At 68.4% G+C, this 15,523-nt stretch carries 13 protein-coding genes; 11 read left to right on the plus strand and 2 right to left on the minus strand.

The window, feature by feature from the left end; genetic code table 11:
* Window positions 1–32: 32 nt before the first annotated feature.
* A complete protein-coding gene (smc, locus tag ASC76_RS20455) occupies window positions 33–3,548 on the minus strand; it encodes a chromosome segregation protein SMC (RefSeq protein WP_056470687.1) in 3,516 nt (1,171 codons plus the stop codon).
* Window positions 3,549–3,688: 140 nt separating this feature from the next.
* Between smc and queF the strand changes: the two genes are divergently transcribed.
* Both queF and ASC76_RS20465 read left to right on the plus strand, forming a co-directional pair.
* Window positions 3,689–4,162, plus strand: coding sequence for a preQ(1) synthase (gene queF, locus ASC76_RS20460; protein WP_056470691.1), 474 nt, complete (start codon window positions 3,689–3,691; stop codon window positions 4,160–4,162).
* Between the two features lie 9 nt (window positions 4,163–4,171).
* Window positions 4,172–4,897 carry a hypothetical protein gene (locus ASC76_RS20465; protein ID WP_056470693.1) on the plus strand — a complete coding sequence of 242 codons (726 nt, stop codon included), beginning with the start codon at window positions 4,172–4,174 and terminating at the stop codon, window positions 4,895–4,897.
* On the opposite strand, the gene ASC76_RS20470 is transcribed toward ASC76_RS20465, so the two are convergent.
* Window positions 4,898–5,731 (minus strand): transglutaminase family protein, encoded by an 834-nt coding sequence (locus ASC76_RS20470; RefSeq protein WP_056470697.1) that lies wholly within the window; start codon window positions 5,729–5,731, stop codon window positions 4,898–4,900.
* 200 nt (window positions 5,732–5,931) lie between these two features.
* Here ASC76_RS20470 and dapC point away from each other — a divergent pair, with 200 nt between their 5' ends.
* The 9 genes from dapC (at window position 5,932) to ASC76_RS20515 (ending at window position 15,518) form a co-directional block, all read left to right on the plus strand.
* A complete protein-coding gene (dapC, locus tag ASC76_RS20475; protein WP_056470700.1) occupies window positions 5,932–7,143 on the plus strand; it encodes a succinyldiaminopimelate transaminase in 1,212 nt (403 codons plus the stop codon).
* Window positions 7,140–7,973 carry a 2,3,4,5-tetrahydropyridine-2,6-dicarboxylate N-succinyltransferase gene (gene dapD / locus ASC76_RS20480; RefSeq protein ID WP_056470704.1) on the plus strand — a complete coding sequence of 278 codons (834 nt, stop codon included), beginning with the start codon at window positions 7,140–7,142 and terminating at the stop codon, window positions 7,971–7,973. Before dapC ends, dapD begins: the two co-directional genes overlap by 4 nt.
* A gap of 73 nt (window positions 7,974–8,046) precedes the next feature.
* Window positions 8,047–9,237 (plus strand): PilT/PilU family type 4a pilus ATPase, encoded by a 1,191-nt coding sequence (locus tag ASC76_RS20485; protein WP_056470707.1) that lies wholly within the window; start codon window positions 8,047–8,049, stop codon window positions 9,235–9,237.
* A gap of 8 nt (window positions 9,238–9,245) precedes the next feature.
* Complete coding sequence (dapE, locus tag ASC76_RS20490; RefSeq protein WP_056470709.1) at window positions 9,246–10,397, plus strand: succinyl-diaminopimelate desuccinylase; 1,152 nt, start codon at window positions 9,246–9,248, stop codon at window positions 10,395–10,397.
* Entirely contained in the window at window positions 10,394–11,281 is an 888-nt protein-coding gene (prmB, locus tag ASC76_RS20495) for a 50S ribosomal protein L3 N(5)-glutamine methyltransferase (protein ID WP_056470713.1), read from the plus strand. Before dapE ends, prmB begins: the two co-directional genes overlap by 4 nt.
* Window positions 11,282–11,285: 4 nt before the next feature.
* On the plus strand, window positions 11,286–13,277 hold the full coding sequence (locus ASC76_RS20500) for an ABC-F family ATP-binding cassette domain-containing protein (RefSeq protein ID WP_056470716.1): 1,992 nt from the start codon (window positions 11,286–11,288) through the stop codon (window positions 13,275–13,277).
* An 86-nt stretch (window positions 13,278–13,363) separates the two neighbouring features.
* On the plus strand, window positions 13,364–13,852 hold the full coding sequence (locus tag ASC76_RS20505) for a MarR family winged helix-turn-helix transcriptional regulator (RefSeq protein WP_056470720.1): 489 nt from the start codon (window positions 13,364–13,366) through the stop codon (window positions 13,850–13,852).
* A 42-nt stretch (window positions 13,853–13,894) separates the two neighbouring features.
* Window positions 13,895–14,320, plus strand: a complete 426-nt coding sequence (locus ASC76_RS20510) for an organic hydroperoxide resistance protein (RefSeq protein WP_056470724.1) — start codon at window positions 13,895–13,897, stop codon at window positions 14,318–14,320.
* Between the two features lie 133 nt (window positions 14,321–14,453).
* Window positions 14,454–15,518, plus strand: coding sequence for a hypothetical protein (locus ASC76_RS20515; protein ID WP_056470727.1), 1,065 nt, complete (start codon window positions 14,454–14,456; stop codon window positions 15,516–15,518).
* Window positions 15,519–15,523: the final 5 nt, after the last annotated feature.

Here is a 15,523-nt window from a genome sequence, read left to right on the forward strand (position 1 = left end):
GAGCCTTGCCTGGGGCGGCCCGGCGCGGCGGCTCATGCCGCCTCCGCGAGGCTCACCGCCGCGTCCATGTCGACCGTCACGATGCGCGAGACGCCCTGCTCCTGCATCGTCACGCCGATCAGCTGCTCGGCCATCTCCATCGCGATCTTGTTGTGGCTGATGAACAGGAACTGCGTACCCTGCGCCATCTGCTTGACGAGCTTGGCGTAGCGCTCGGTGTTGGCGTCGTCGAGCGGCGCGTCGACCTCGTCGAGCAGGCAGAACGGCGCCGGGTTCAGCTGGAAGATCGCGAAGACGAGCGCGATCGCGGTCAGCGCCTTCTCTCCGCCCGACAGCAGGTGGATCGTGCTGTTCTTCTTGCCCGGCGGCTGCGCCATCACCTGCACGCCGGCGTCGAGGATCTCGTCGCCGGTCATCACGAGCTTCGCGTTGCCGCCGCCGAACAGCTCGGGGAACATGCGGCCGAAGTGGGTGTTGACCTGGTCGAAGGTGCTCGCGAGCAGGTCGCGGGTCTCCAGGTCGATCTTGTGGATCGCGTCTTCCAGCGTCGTCATCGCCTCGACCAGATCGGCGTTCTGCGCATCCAGGAAGGTCTTGCGCTCGCGCGATGCGGTCAGCTCATCGAGCGCGGCCAGGTTGACCGCGCCGAGTGCGTTGATCTCGCGGTTGATGCGGTCGATCTCGCCTTGCAGCCCGGTGAGCTTGACGCCGTCCGCCTCGATGCCGGCCGCGAGCGCCTCGAAGTCGACGTTGGCTGCCACGAGCTGGTCGAGGTACTGCGCGCCGCCGAGCTGCGCGGCCTGCTCTTCCAGCTGCAGCTTGGTGATGCGGTCACGCAGCGGCTGCAGGCTCTGCTCGTGCTGCAGGCGCTGTTCGTCGGCGCGGCGCAGGCGCATCGTCAGGTCGTCGTACTCGCTGCGCTTGGCGCCGAGCGCGGCCTCGCGCTCGAGCTTCAACGCGAGTGCTTCCTGCAGGCCGGCCTGGGCCGAGGCGTCGGTCAGCCGCGCCAGTTCTTCCTGCAGTGACGCGTGCGCCTGCTGGTTGCCGGCGAGTTGTTCGGCCGCGGTCTCGATGCCGCGCTGCAGCTCGCCGCGGCGCGCTGCCAGCGCCCGCGCCGCGAACTGCGCCTCCTGCGACTGGCGCTCCAGCGCGCGCAACTGCTCGCGCGCCTCGGCGAGCTTGCGCTCGGCGGCGATCACCGCGTCGTCGAGTTCGGCGTGGCGCTCCTGCGTGGTCGCGAGCTGCATGTCGAGCTCCTCGAAGCGGGCCTCGCCGGTCGCACCGCGCTCGGCCAGGTCCTCGAGCTGCGCGTCGATCTCGGCGAGTTCTTCGTCGAGCTGCGCGCGGCGGGTGCTGGTCTGTTCGGCCAGCTGCGACAGGCGCATCAGCTCGACCTGCAACTGGTGGGCGCGGGTCTGCGTCTCACCGGCTTCGCGGCGGGCGAGGACCAGGCGCTGCGAGGCGTCGGTGTAGCTGGCCTCGGCTCGCACGAGGCTGCTGCGGGCCTCCTCGGCGATCAGCACCTGGGCGCGCAGCTGGCGCTCCAGGTTCTCGATCTCCTGCGCACGTGCCAGCATCCCGGCCTGCTCGGAATCGGGCGCGTAGAACGCGACGGCGAACTGGCTGACCGCATGGCCATCGCGGGTCATGATGACCTCGCCGTGCGTGAGCTTCGCGCGCTCGGCCAGCGCCTCGTCGATGGTCGCGGCGGTGTAGACGCCTTCGAGCCAGTCGTTCAGCAGCGCCTTCAGGCCGGCGTCGCTCAGCCGCAGCAGGTCGCTGAGCTTGGACAGCGTCTGGTGCGTGTTCGAGATCGCGGCGTTCGGTGGTGTGTAGAACGCGAGCTTGGCGGGCGGCGCGTCGTTCGCGAACGCTCGGATCGTCTCCAGGCGGCCGACTTCGAGCGCGCCCATGCGCTCGCGCAGCGCGGCTTCGAGCGCCGTCTCCCAGCCCGATTCGATGTGGATCTTCGTCCACAGGCCCTGCAGCGAATCGAGGCCGTGCTTGGCCAACCAGGGCTTGAGCTTGCCCTCGGTCTGCACCTTCTCCTGCAGCGCGCGCAGCGCGTCGAGCCGGGCGCTCAGGTCGGCCTGCTTGCCGCTCTCGGTGTTGACGCTGTCCTGCTTCGCGCGGCGCTCGTCGTCGAGGGCCGGCACCTGGTCGTTCAGCTCGTGCAGCCGCGCGTCGGCGACGCCCGCCGTCTCGTCGGCGACCGCGTGCTGCTGCTTCAATTCCGCGAGGCGCTCGGCGTCGGGCGCCGCCAGCTGGTTGCGCTCGGCCGCGAGCTTGTCGCGCCGCGCGTTGAACTGGCGCTTCTGGTCGTCGAGGTTGCGGCTTTCGGCCGCCAGCACCTGGATCTGCTGCTGCACCGCGCCGACCTTGGTACGCTGCTCGTTGCTGGCGTTCTGCGCGGCGCGCACGGCGTCCTCGAACGTCGGCAGGTTGCCGGACTGCTCCTCGGCCTGCGCCGCGAGCACCTCGCCCTGCTCGTCGGCCGTGGCGATCTGCTCGGCTATTGCGGAGAGCTCGTCCTGCGCCTCGGTCCGGCGCAGCGCCCACTGCTCGTTCTGCGCCGTCAGCTCGACCAGGCGCTGCTCGACACGAGCCCGGCCCTCGACGACATAGCGGATGCGCTCCTCCAGCCGGCTCACCTCGAGTGCGGCTTCGGCCAGCGCGCCCTGGTGCGCGTGCAGTTCGTCGCTGGCGGCGTAGTGCGCCTGGCGGATCGTCTCGAGCTCGGCCTCGCCGTGACGCAGCTCGGCGGTGCGCGCCTCCAGCGCGTTGATCGCCTCGGCGACGTTCTTCTTGACCCGCGCCTCCTCGCTCGCCGCGTCGCGGTGCTTCAGGAACCACAACTGGTGCAGCTTGGTCTCGCCGCTGGTCTGCAGCGCGCGGTACTGGCTCGCGACCTCGGCCTGCTTCTCGAGCTTCTCGAGGTTGCTGTTCAACTCGCGCAGGATGTCCTCGACACGGGTCAGGTTCTCGCGCGTGTCCTTCAGCCGGTTCTCGGTCTCGCGGCGGCGCTCCTTGTACTTGGAGACGCCCGCGGCTTCTTCGAGGAACAGGCGCAGCTCCTCGGGCTTGCTCTCGATGATGCGGCTGATCGTGCCCTGGCCGATGATCGCGTAGGCGCGCGGCCCGAGGCCGGTGCCGAGGAACACGTCCTGCACGTCGCGGCGGCGCACCGGCTGGTTGTTGATGAAGTAGCTGCTGGTGCCGTCGCGGGTCAGCACGCGCTTGACCGCGATCTCGGCGAAGCGGTTCCATTGGCCGCCGGCGCGCCCGTCCTCATTGCTGAAGACCAGCTCGACGCTGGAGCGCGACGCCGGCTTGCGGTTTCCCGAGCCGTTGAAGATCACGTCCTGCATCGACTCGCCGCGCAGTTCGCTCGCCTTGCTCTCGCCCAGCACCCAGCGCACCGCGTCCATGATGTTGGACTTGCCGCAGCCGTTCGGCCCGACGACCCCGACCAGCTGGCCCGGGAGCTGGAAGTTGGTCGGCTCCGCGAACGACTTGAAACCGGAAAGCTTGATCGAGTTCAGGCGCATCTTGGGACCACGTGAAGCGGGCGGCGGGTTGGCGCCTAAGTGCTTGATTTATTTGAGAAAAGCCTGCAGGACGCAGGCTTCGGAGCAGCCCGGATGATAGCATTCGACGCTTGTCTCAAAGCTCTCGAAAAGTCACCGCCATGGCCAAGACCGCCACCCCGAAAACCGCGCCCTCGCAGCGCCAGAAGCCCGCGAATCCGCCCAGCGCGCCGAGCAAGGAGCTGCAGGTGTTTCCGAACCCGACGCCGCAGCGCGATTACGTGATCCAGTTCCAGATCCCCGAGTTCACCTGCCACTGCCCGCTGACCGGCCAGCCGGACTTCGCGCACTTCACCATCGACATGGTCGCCGACCGGCTCTGCGTCGAGCTGAAGAGCCTGAAGATGTACATGTGGAGCTACCGCAACGAAGGCGCGTTCCACGAGAAGGTCACCAACGACATCGTCGACGACATCGTCCGGGCCACCGACCCGCGCTTCATCCGCATCACCGCCAAGTGGTACGTGCGTGGCGGCATCTACACCAACGTGGTCGCCGAGCACCGCAAGAAGGGGTGGAAGCCCGAGCCCGTCGTGCAACTCCCTCGCCACGACGCGGCCACCGGGTTGCTGTAGCCTGAACGCATGACTTATTGCGTTGGCGTCAAGCTCGAAAGCGGTCTCATCCTGGCGAGCGATTCGCGCACCCACGCGGGTGTCGACAACTACGCCAAGTTCTGCAAGATGACGGTGTTCGAGCGCGCGGGCGACCGCGTGCTGGTGCTGCTCAGCTCGGGCGGGCTCGCCGCGACGCAGGCCGCGATCGGGCTGCTGCGCAAGCGTGCGGGGCCGGATGAAACCACCGGCCTCTGGGCGGCTTCGTCGATGTTCGACGTCGCCAATCTCGTGGCCGACGCGATGCGCGACATCGAGCGGCGCGACGGCCCGCACATGGAAAGCAGCGGCCTCAAGTTCAACGCCTCGTTCATCCTCGGCGGGCAGATCCGCGGCGAGGCGCCGCGGCTGTTCCGCATCTACGCCGAAGGCAACTTCATCGAGGCCGGCGCCGAGACCTGCTTCCTGCAGACCGGCGAGGCCAAGTACGGCAAGCCGATCCTGGACCTGGCGATCACGCCGACCGCGACGATGGACGACGCGACCAAGTGCGTGCTCGTGTCCTTCGATTCGACGATGCTGAGCAACCTGTCGGTCGGCATGCCCATCGATCTGCTGTGTTACGAGAACGACCGGTTGACCGTGACGATGAAGCGCCGCTTCGAGTACGGCGACGAGTACTTCGAGGTGCTGAAGAAGCAGTGGGTCAGCGGCACCCGCAAGGTCTTCCGCGAGCTGCCGCCGCTCGCCTGGTGATTACACGGCGTTCCCGCAGCTGTCGACCTCGTACGTCGTCACGTCGAATCGCGTCAGCTGGTTCTGGCCGAACGCCATCGTGATCGGCACGTCGCCCGCATCGCGGCCGCGCGCCATCACGACCCGGCCGATGCGCGGTACGTTGTGGCGGGCATCGAAGGTGTGCCAGCGGTCGCCGAGGAAGACCTCGAACCAGGCGCTGAAGTCCATCGGGTAGCGCACCGGCGGAATGCCGATGTCGCCGAGGTAGCCGGTGCAGTAGCGCGCCGGGATGTTCATGCAGCGGCACAGCGTCACGGCCAGGTGCGTGTAGTCGCGGCACACGCCGACCTGCTCGCGGAAGCCCTCGACGGCCGTTCGGGTCGCGCGTGCCTGCTGGTAGTCGAAGCGGATGTGCCGGTGCACGAAATCGCAGATCGCCTGCACGCGTGGCCAGCCCTTGGCGGTGTGGCCGAACTGGTTCCAGGCGAACTGCAGCAACTCGCTGTCGACCTCGCAATAGCGGCTGGGCAGCAGGAACTGCAGCGTCGCCGGCGGGAGGTCGGTCGGATCGTGCTGCCAGGCGTACCAGTCGGTCGGGTCGTGCAAACCGGAGTCCTGGATCACCGATTCGCTGCGGAACCTCACATGGTCCACGCCGTGCGGCGCGTTCACGCGGCCCACCTGGTTGCCGAATGCGTCGAGGTACTCCTCGACTTCGAGCGTGGGGCTGATCCCGACGATCTCGGGCGCCATCAGGTCGTCGCGCCGCGACGGGTGGACGTGCAACAGGTAAATGATCGCCATCGGCGAGGCGACCGACAGCTCGATGTCGAAGCCGATCTTGATGAACATGGGTCGATGATCCGGGGAAAGGGTATGGCCGAGCGGTCGCGTACGCGAACGATCGACAGAGGGTTGGACATACGGTAAGGCCGCCCGGTCTCACGCGTCAGCGGCGAACCGGCCGCTCGCGGGCGTGGAACAGCGCGCCCGGCCGTAGTCGGCTTCCTACGCACGAAACGAGCCAGCGGCACTCCATCGATAATCGCCCGATGAACCCGCTGCTGTCGCGCCTGCACCCCTACCCGTTCGAGCGCCTGCGTGCGCTGACCAAGGACATCGTGCCGAATCCGGCGCTCAAGCCGATCAGCCTGGGCATCGGGGAGCCGCGGCACGCCACGCCGGAGCTGATCAAGCAGGCGATCACGGACAACCTGAAGGGCCTGGCGAGCTATCCCGCCACCGCCGGCGATCCGGCGCTGCGCCAGGCGATGGCGGCGTGGGTGCAGCGGCGTTACGGCGTCACGGTCGATCCGCGGACCCAGGTGCTGCCGGTGGGCGGCTCGCGCGAGGCGCTGTTCGCGCTGGCGCAGACGGTGATCGACCCGACGAAGGCCCGGGCCACTGTCGTCAGCCCGAACCCGTTCTACCAGATCTACGAGGGTGCGGCGCTGCTGGCGGGCGCCGAAGTGGCCTACGTGAACAGCGACCCGGCGCGCAACTTCGCGGCCGACTGGGCGAGCGTCTCCGACGACACCTGGGCCCGCACCCAGCTGCTCTACGTCTGCTCGCCCGGTAACCCGACCGGCGCGGTAATGCCGCTGGCCGAGTGGAAGCGCCTGTTCGAGCTCAGCGACAAGCACGGCTTCGTGATCGCCTCGGACGAGTGCTATTCCGAGATCTACTTCCGCGACGAGCCGCCACTGGGCTCGCTGGAAGCCGCGACGAAACTCGGCCGCGGCTTCGACCGGCTGGTCGCGTTCACCAGCCTGTCGAAACGCTCGAACGTGCCGGGCATGCGCTCGGGCTTCGTCGCCGGCGACGCGGCGATCCTGAAGCAGTTCCTGCTCTACCGCACCTACCACGGCAGCGCCATGAGCCCGGTCTACCAGCAGGCCAGCATCGCCGCCTGGAACGACGAGTCCCACGTGGTCGCGAACCGCGACAAGTACCGCGCGAAGTTCGCGCAGGTCGTGCCGGTGCTGGCGCCGGTGCTGCCGGTCGCGCTGCCCGATGCCGGTTTCTACCTGTGGGCGGACGTGTCGGAGCTGTCCCCCGGCGGCGACGAGATCGCCTTCGCGCTCGGGCTGCTCGCTCAATACAATGTCGCGGTGCTGCCCGGCACGCTGCTGGCGCGCGCATCCCACGGCATCAACCCGGGAGCAGGCCGCATCCGCCTGGCGCTGGTCGCCGAGGTCGACGAGTGCCTCGAGGCCGCGCACCGAATCGTTTCCTTCATCACCGCCCAACGAGCCCCGTCATGACCCAAGCAAGCCCCCACCAGCTGCAAAGCACCATCGAACTCGCCTGGGAAAGCCGCGCGTCGATCAATGCGACCAACAGCCCCGAGATCTACACCGCAGTGGAAAGCGTCATCGCCGACCTGAACGCCGGCCGCCTGCGTGTGGCCGAGCGCCAGGGCGTGGGCCAGTGGACCGTCAACCAGTGGGTCAAGAAGGCGGTGCTGCTCAGCTTCCGTCTCAACGACAACAAGATGATGCGCGCCGGTGACCTCGGCTTCTTCGACAAGGTCCAGACCAAGTTCGCGCACCTGACCGAGGACGAGATGCGCGCCACCGGCGTGCGCGTGGTGCCGCCGGCGGTCGCGCGGCGCGGCTCGTACGTGGCGAAGAACGTGGTGCTGATGCCGAGCTACGTGAACATCGGCGCCTACGTGGATGAAGGCACGATGGTCGACACCTGGGCCACCGTCGGCTCGTGCGCGCAGATCGGCAAGAACGTCCACCTGTCCGGCGGCGTCGGCATCGGCGGAGTGCTGGAGCCGCTGCAGGCGAACCCGACGATCATCGAGGACAACTGCTTCATCGGCGCCCGCAGCGAGGTCGTCGAGGGCGTGATCGTCGAGGAGAACTCGGTGATCTCGATGGGCGTGTACATCAGCCAGAGCACCAAGATCTACAACCGCATGACCGGCGAGGTGAGCTATGGGCGCATCCCGTCCGGCTCGGTCGTCGTCAGCGGCAACCTGCCGGCGGCCGATGGCAGCCACAGCCTGTACTGCGCGGTGATCGTCAAGCAGGTCACCGCCGAGACGCGCGCCAAGACCAGCATCAACGAACTGTTGCGCAGCTGATCACGGCCGGGGCGCCCACGCCGCCCGCGAAGCGTGAAATGATCGGCCGTTCCCCAAGCCTGAAAGGATTCTCATGAGTGGCGGAAACATGGAGCGCGTGCTGCGCCTGATGTCGGAGAAGGCGGCGTCGGACGTGTACCTGTCGGCGAGCTCGCCGATCCTGATCAAGATCAACGGCCAGCTGCTGCAGCTGAGCGACCAGCCGCTGACCCACGCGCAACCGCGCCAGCTGCTGGCCGAACTGCTGACGCCGAGCCAGCTCGAGGAGCTGGACGACACCGGCGAGCTGAACATCGGTGTCGGCCTGGCCGGCGTCGGCAGCTTCCGGCTCAGCGCGTTCCGGCAGCGCGGCTCGATCGCCGCGGTGTTCCGCTGCATCCCGTTCGTGATCCCGACGCTCGAGAGCCTGAACGTGCCGCCGGTTCTGAACACGCTGGTGCTCGAGAAGCGCGGCCTGATCCTGATGGTCGGCTCTACCGGCGCCGGCAAGAGCACCACGCTCGCCGCGATGCTGGAGCAGCGCAACCAGCAGCTGGCCGGCCACATCCTGACGATCGAGGACCCGATCGAGTTCCTGTTCAACAACAAGAAGTCGGTCGTGAACCAGCGCGAGGTCGGGCGTGACACCCATTCGCTGCAGGTCGGGCTGAAGAACGCGCTGCGCCAGGCGCCCGACTGCATCCTGATCGGCGAAATTCGCGACCGCGAGACGATGACCGCAGCGATCTCGTACGCACTGTCCGGCCACCTGGTGCTTTCCACGCTGCACGCCAACAACAGCTACCACGCGCTCGGCCGGATCCTGTCGTTCTACAGCCCGGAAGCGCGCCCTGCGCTGCTGGCCGACCTGGGCGCCGGGCTGAAGGCGATCGTCTCGCAGCGCCTGATGCGCGCCACCGCCGGTGGCCGCGTGCCGGCGGTCGAGGTGATGCTGAACACCAAGCTGGTCGCGGAGATGATCGAGAAGGGGGACTTCTCCGGCGTCAAGGAGGCGATGGAGAAGTCGATGGCCGAAGGTTCGCAGACCTTCGAGCAGGACCTGGCGCGCCTGATCAACACCGGCGTGATCTCGCGCGACGAGGGCCTGGCCTTCGCCGACTCGCCGACCAACCTGATGTGGCGCCTGCAGAACGACATGACGCCGGTCTCCCGCATCGTGCCCAAGCGCGACGAATCCGACGACCAGGCCTCGTTCACCGAAATCACGCTCGACGTGCGGCCCGAACCGGCCTCGACCTCGGCGGCGAGCCTGCGCCGCTTCTGAGTCCGCCGATGTCCCGCACGCTGCAACTCACCGAACAGCTGATCGCCCTGCGCTCGGTCACGCCCGAAGACGGCGGCTGTCAGGCGTTGCTGCGCGAGCGCCTGGCCACGCTCGGCTTCGAGTGCCACACGCGGGTGCACGGCCCCGCCGGCGCAGAAGTCACCAACCTGTGGGCCGTGCGCCGCGGCACGGCCGGTGCGGCCGGCAAACTGCTTGCGTTCGCCGGCCATACCGACGTGGTCCCGACCGGCCCGCTGTCGCAGTGGACCAGCGATCCGTTCGTGCCCACGCACCGCGACGGCCAGCTCTACGGACGCGGTGCGGCCGACATGAAAACCTCGATCGCAGCGATGGTCGTCGCGGTCGAAGAGTTCGTCACCGCCGTGCCGCAGCACGCCGGCTCGGTCGCCTTCCTGCTGACCAGCGACGAAGAGGGCCCCGCGCTCGACGGCACCGTCAGGGTCTGCGAGTGGCTGCGCGAGCGCGGCGAGCGGCTCGACTACTGCGTCGTCGGCGAGCCGACCTCGGTCGATTCGCTCGGCGACATGATCAAGAACGGCCGCCGCGGCACGCTGTCCGGCAAGCTGCGGGTGATCGGCGTGCAGGGCCACATCGCCTACCCGCACCTCGCGAAGAACCCGATCCACCTGCTCGCACCGGCGCTGGCCGAGCTGGTCGCGGTCCGCTGGGACGAAGGCAACGCGTACTTCCCGCCGACCAGCTGGCAGGTCTCGAACGTCCACGCCGGCACCGGCGCCGGCAACGTGATTCCGGGCGACGCGGTGGTCGACTTCAACTTCCGCTTCTCGACCGAATCGACGCCGGAGTCGCTCAAGGCGCGTGTCCACGACGTGCTGGACCGCCACGGCCTAAAATACGAGCTCGCGTGGACGCTCGGCGGCGAGCCCTTCCTGACGCCGGTGGGCGACCTGAGCGAGGCGCTGTCCGCCGCGATCCTCGGCGTCACCGGCCTCACAACCGAGCTCTCGACCACCGGCGGCACCTCCGACGGCCGCTTCATCGCCAAGATCTGCCCGCAGGTGATCGAGTTCGGGCCGTTGAACGCGACGATCCACAAGATCGACGAACGGGTCGACGTCGCGAGCCTCGATCCGCTGAAGAACATTTACCGTGACCTGCTGGTCCGTTTGCTGACATGACACTGATCGATCTCATCACCGCGCAGAGCGCCCGCCTCAAACAGGCGGGCGTTTCGTTTGGGCACGGCACCGGCAATGCATTCGACGAAGCGGCGTGGCTGGTGCTGTGGTCGCTCGGGCTGCCGCTGGACGCCCTCGAGGAACGCGCGAAGAAGGACCTGACCGCCGACGAACAGGCGACTGCCGAGGGCCTGATCACCCGGCGCATCGAATCGCGCCTGCCCGCCGCGTACCTGACGAAGGAAGCCTGGCTGCAGAACGTGCCGTTCTACGTCGACGAGCGCACCATCGTGCCGCGCTCGTTCATCGCCGAGCTGCTCGCCGACGGCGAAGGCACCGGCACGCTCGACGCCTGGCTCAGCGACACGACCCACAAGGTGCTCGACCTGTGCACCGGCAACGGCAGCCTCGCGGTGATCGCGGCGATGGCCTACCCGGAGATCGTGGTCGACGCGGCCGACGTGTCTGACGACGCGCTGGCGGTCGCGCGCATCAACGTCGAGCGCCACAAGCTGGACAGGCGCATCACGCTGCTGCGGTCCGACCTGCTCGCCTCGGTACGCGGCCCGTACGACCTGATCCTGTGCAACCCCCCGTACGTGAATTCGCAGAGCATGCAGGCGCTGCCGGCCGAGTACCGCGCCGAGCCGGCTCTGGCGCTGGCGGGCGGCGACGATGGCATGGACCTGGTTCGCCGGATCCTGCGCGAAGCGCCGAAGCACATGACGGCCGATGCCGTGCTGGTGCTCGAGATCGGCAACGAGCGCCCGCATTTCGAGCACGCGTTCCGGCGCCTCGAAGTGGCCTGGCTCGAAACCAGCGCCGGCGACGACCAGGTGCTGCTGGTCACACGCGAATCCCTCTCCAAATACCGCTGGTCCTGATCCCATGCTCGCTCTGAACAACGTCTCCCTGCGCCGCGGCGTCAAGCTCGTCCTCGATGGCGCCAGCGTCGTGCTGCAGCCCGGCGAGAAGGTCGGCCTGGTCGGCCGCAACGGGGCCGGCAAGTCGTCGCTGTTCTCGCTGCTGACCCATCGACTGCAGTCGGATGCCGGCGATGTGGCGATGCCGCCCCGTTGGCGCATCGGCGAGGTCGCGCAGGAGATGCCCGAGACCGACCAGGGCGCGACCGAGTTCGTGCTCGAAGGCGACACGCGGCTGATGGAAGCGCAGGCCCAGCTCGTTCAGGCGGAGCTCGATGACGACGGCCACGCGATGGCCGAAGCCCACCACGCGATCAGCGACGCCGGCGGCTTCGAGGCGCGCCCGCGCGCGCAGGCGATGCTGCTCGGCCTCGGGTTCAAGACCAGCGAGCTTGATTCGCCGGTCAACAGCTTTTCGGGCGGCTGGCGCATGCGCCTGCAGCTCGCCCGCGCGCTGATGTGTCCGGCCGACCTGATGCTGCTCGACGAGCCGACCAACCACCTGGACCTGGACGCGCTCGTCTGGCTCGAGGCGTGGCTCAAGCGCTTCGAGGGCACGATGATCGTGATCAGCCACGACCGCGAGTTCCTGGACGCGATCACCAACGTCACGCTGCATCTCGACGCCACCAAGCTGACCCGCTACACCGGCAACTACACCGCGTTCGAGGAGATGCGCGCCGAACGCATGATGCAGGCGCAGGCCAACTTCGCGAAGCAGCAGGAGCGCATGGCGCACCTGCAGAAGTTCATCGACCGCTTCAAGGCCAAGGCCAGCAAGGCCAAGCAGGCGCAGAGCCGCGTGAAGGCGCTGGCGCGCATGGAGAAGCTCGGCCCGGTGCTGACCAGCGCCGACTTCCAGTTCGAGTTCCGCGAGCCGCTGAGCCTGCCGAACCCGATGCTCGCGTTCTCGATGATGGCCTGCGGCTACCGCGCCGACGACGGCAGCGAGACCCGCATCATCGACGGCATCAACCGGTCGGTGCTCGCCGGCCAGCGCATCGGCATCCTGGGCGCCAACGGCCAGGGCAAGTCGACGCTGGTCAAGACCATCGTCGGCGACCTGCCGCTGCTGGCCGGCGAGGTCACCGAGGGCAAGGGCCTGTCGATCGGCTACTTCGCGCAGCAGGAACTCGACGTGCTCTCGCTCGACGACGGCGCGCTGATGCACATGATCCGCCTGGCCCGCGACAAGGGCCCGGCCGGCCGCGAACAGGAGCTGCGCGACTTCCTCGGCTCGTTCCGCTTCGTCGGCGAGATGGTGTCTCAACCGGTCGGCACGCTCTCCGGCGGTGAGAAGGCGCGCCTGGTGCTGGCGATGCTGGTCTGGCAGCGCCCCAACCTGCTGCTGATGGACGAGCCGACCAATCACCTCGACCTGACCACCCGCGAAGCGCTAAGCATGGCGCTGAACGAGTTCGAGGGCACGGTGATGCTGGTCAGCCATGACCGCGCGCTGCTGCGCGAGGTCTGCGACGAGTTCTGGCTCGTCACGGCCGGCGGCGTGCAGCCGTTCGACGGCGACCTCGACGACTACCAGAAGTGGCTGCTCGAACAATCGCGCGAGGCCGCCCGCGAGCAGTCCAAGGGCGACAAGAAGCGCAAGCGCGACGCGGTGGCGCCGGCGCCGGCGCCCGCGCCGGTCGCCGCCCCCAGCGTCGCGGCGGCAACCGGCGGCCACGATCGCAAGACCGGTGCCGCGCAGCGCCAGCAGCGCAGCGACGAACTGAAGCCGCTGCGCAAGGAACTCAATGCCGTCGACAACCGCCTGGGGGTGCTGATGAGCGACCGCGACGCCGCCGAGGCCGCGCTCGCGGCGCCGACGCTGACGCCGGCCCAACGCGCCGAGCAAGGCAAGCGACTGAAGCAGATCGGCGACGAGATCGAGACGCTCGAGGCGCGCTGGCTCGAGCTCAGCACACGCGTCGACGCCTTGGCGGCGCAACCCGCAGGCTGAACGCCGTGGCGGCAACAGCCCTGTTGTCATCGCGGGCAATTAGATTGTTCGCAATTTAATCGACAGCAATTTGTTAGAGTGGGCCCATGCGTCAACCCACCGATCCCCGTGAACTGCAGCGCCTCGATCGCCAGCTGTGTTTCGCGCTGTACTCGAGCTCGCTGCAGATGACCAAGCTGTACAAGCCGGTGCTGGCGCCGCTCGGCCTGACCTACCCGCAATACCTGGTGCTGCTGGTGCTCTGGGAGCACGACGCACAGCCGAAGGCGCAGCGCGAGCCGATCGGCGTGGGCGAACTGGGCCGGCGCCTGTACCTCGATTCGGGCACGTTGACCCCGCTGCTCAAGCGCATGGAAATCGCCGGCCTGGTCGCCCGCACCCGCGCCGCTGACGACGAACGCCGCGTAGCGCTGTCGCTGACCGACGCCGGCCGCGCGCTCCAGCGCCGCGCGGCCGGCGTGCCGCAACAGGTCGCGTGCGCCACCGGGTGCAAGTTGACCGAGATCTCCGAACTCACGACGCGGCTGCAGCAGCTGCGCGACCACGTGGCCGACCACCTCGCGCTGGCCGCGTGAACCCCGATCCCCTTCCCCCACCCGCAACCAAGGACCTCGCCCATGAAGCTCGACAAAGTTCTGTACACCGCCCACGCCACCTCGACCGGCGGCCGCGAAGGCACCTCGAAATCGTCCGACGGCGTGCTCGACCTGAAGCTCACGACCCCGAAGGAAATGGGCGGCAACGGCGCGGTCGGCACCAACCCGGAACAGCTGTTCGCGGCCGGCTACTCGGCCTGCTTCATCGGCGCGATGAAGTTCGTCGCGATGAAGCAGAAGATCGCGTTGCCGGCCGACACCTCGATCGCCGCCGATGTCGGCATCGGCCCGATCCCGGCCGGTTTCGGCATCCAGGTCGCGCTGAACGTCTCGATCCCCGGCATGGAGCGCGAGGCGGCGCAGAAGCTGGTCGAGGCGGCGCACCAGGTCTGCCCGTACTCGAACGCGACCCGCGGCAACATCGAAGTCACGCTGACCGTCGTCTGATCGCCGATCACCGCGAATGCGCACGCATTCGCGGTGTTTTCGGGGGCTCGGCGGGCCTGCGCGGCGTTATCGTAAATGTGGCTCAAGTGTGACTCAGAGCCGCCGATGAACGATCAACGACCTGCCGCGCGCGATGCCCCTGACCCCGTTCCCGACCCTGATGTCCGACGAGCCCGAGCGCTTCGGCTGGCCCGCGCTTCCGTTCGACTGGCGCCACCGCGCGCCGCCCGGCATCGACGTCCCGCAACCGTGCCGCATCGAGAGCGTGGTCGGCACGCCGGTCGACGGCGAGATGACCGGGTTCGATGCGCTGCAGCGCACGCTGCACTTCCGCACCTCGCGTGACGGCACGATCGTCGAACTGCCGTTCGCCCGCTTCCGCCGCCTCACCCTGACCACGCCGCTGCAACCCGCACTGAGCGCATCCGGCGCGCCGGCAGAACGCGTGCCGGTCGCCGCCCAGGAGCGCGACTACCGGCTCCAGGGCGCCGGCACCGTGACGCCGATCACCGGCCGGACCTGTGGCCGCGTCGAGACCGCGGACGGCATGTTCCTGTTTCCGCCGGTGCAGGAGGAGTCCGCGCTGCAACGCGTCTTCGTGCCGCGCAACGCCTACATCCGCAGCGAATTCGGCGCGTCGGCCGAGGAGATTGCTGCCCGGATGTGGATCTCGAGTCCGCACGAGCTGCTCGCGGCAATCGAACGCCAGCAGCGCATGCCGATCCTGCCGCTCGGCCATTCGCTGCTCGAACTCGGGCTCCTGACCGAAACGCAGCTCGAGCGCGCGCTGGCACGCCAGTCGGCCGCTCGCGACGTCCCGCTCGGCGAGATGCTGGTCAAGGACGGCCTGATCTCGCGCGGCGACCTGCAGACGGCGCTCGCGCACAAGATGGGCTATCCGCTGGTCGACCTCGGCCGCTTCCCGATCGACCCGAAGGCGGCGGCCAAGCTGCCGCGACGCGTCGCGCTCGGCCTGCACATGATCCCGCTGCTTCTGGTGAAGGACCAGCTCATCGTCGCCGTCGACAAGCCGGCGCGCGTGATGAAGCTCAAGGGCGTCAACGCGATCACGGGCGTGACCGTGACGCCGGTGCTCGCGTCGCGCATGCAGATCATGCTCGCGCAGGACCGCCAGAAGAACGACATCTGGTCCGGCCACGTCGCCGACAAGCTGCCGTTCTTCGCCAGCACCATCTGAGCCGC

Source organism: Rhizobacter sp. Root404, from assembly GCF_001425865.1.
Taxonomy (GTDB): Bacteria; Pseudomonadota; Gammaproteobacteria; order Burkholderiales; family Burkholderiaceae_C; genus LMDS01.

What these genes read in the sequence shown, in the direction of transcription:
- smc (WP_056470687.1), bottom strand. Translation starts at nt 3,548, where the DNA reads ATGCGCCTGAACTCGATCAAGCTTTCCGGTTTCAAGTCGTTCGCGGAG.
- queF (WP_056470691.1), top strand. Translation starts at nt 3,689, where the DNA reads ATGGCCAAGACCGCCACCCCGAAAACCGCGCCCTCGCAGCGCCAGAAG.
- ASC76_RS20465 (WP_056470693.1), top strand. Translation starts at nt 4,172, where the DNA reads ATGACTTATTGCGTTGGCGTCAAGCTCGAAAGCGGTCTCATCCTGGCG.
- ASC76_RS20470 (WP_056470697.1), bottom strand. Translation starts at nt 5,731, where the DNA reads ATGTTCATCAAGATCGGCTTCGACATCGAGCTGTCGGTCGCCTCGCCG.
- dapC (WP_056470700.1), top strand. Translation starts at nt 5,932, where the DNA reads ATGAACCCGCTGCTGTCGCGCCTGCACCCCTACCCGTTCGAGCGCCTG.
- dapD (WP_056470704.1), top strand. Translation starts at nt 7,140, where the DNA reads ATGACCCAAGCAAGCCCCCACCAGCTGCAAAGCACCATCGAACTCGCC.
- ASC76_RS20485 (WP_056470707.1), top strand. Translation starts at nt 8,047, where the DNA reads ATGAGTGGCGGAAACATGGAGCGCGTGCTGCGCCTGATGTCGGAGAAG.
- dapE (WP_056470709.1), top strand. Translation starts at nt 9,246, where the DNA reads ATGTCCCGCACGCTGCAACTCACCGAACAGCTGATCGCCCTGCGCTCG.
- prmB (WP_056470713.1), top strand. Translation starts at nt 10,394, where the DNA reads ATGACACTGATCGATCTCATCACCGCGCAGAGCGCCCGCCTCAAACAG.
- ASC76_RS20500 (WP_056470716.1), top strand. Translation starts at nt 11,286, where the DNA reads ATGCTCGCTCTGAACAACGTCTCCCTGCGCCGCGGCGTCAAGCTCGTC.
- ASC76_RS20505 (WP_056470720.1), top strand. Translation starts at nt 13,364, where the DNA reads ATGCGTCAACCCACCGATCCCCGTGAACTGCAGCGCCTCGATCGCCAG.
- ASC76_RS20510 (WP_056470724.1), top strand. Translation starts at nt 13,895, where the DNA reads ATGAAGCTCGACAAAGTTCTGTACACCGCCCACGCCACCTCGACCGGC.
- ASC76_RS20515 (WP_056470727.1), top strand. Translation starts at nt 14,454, where the DNA reads ATGCCCCTGACCCCGTTCCCGACCCTGATGTCCGACGAGCCCGAGCGC.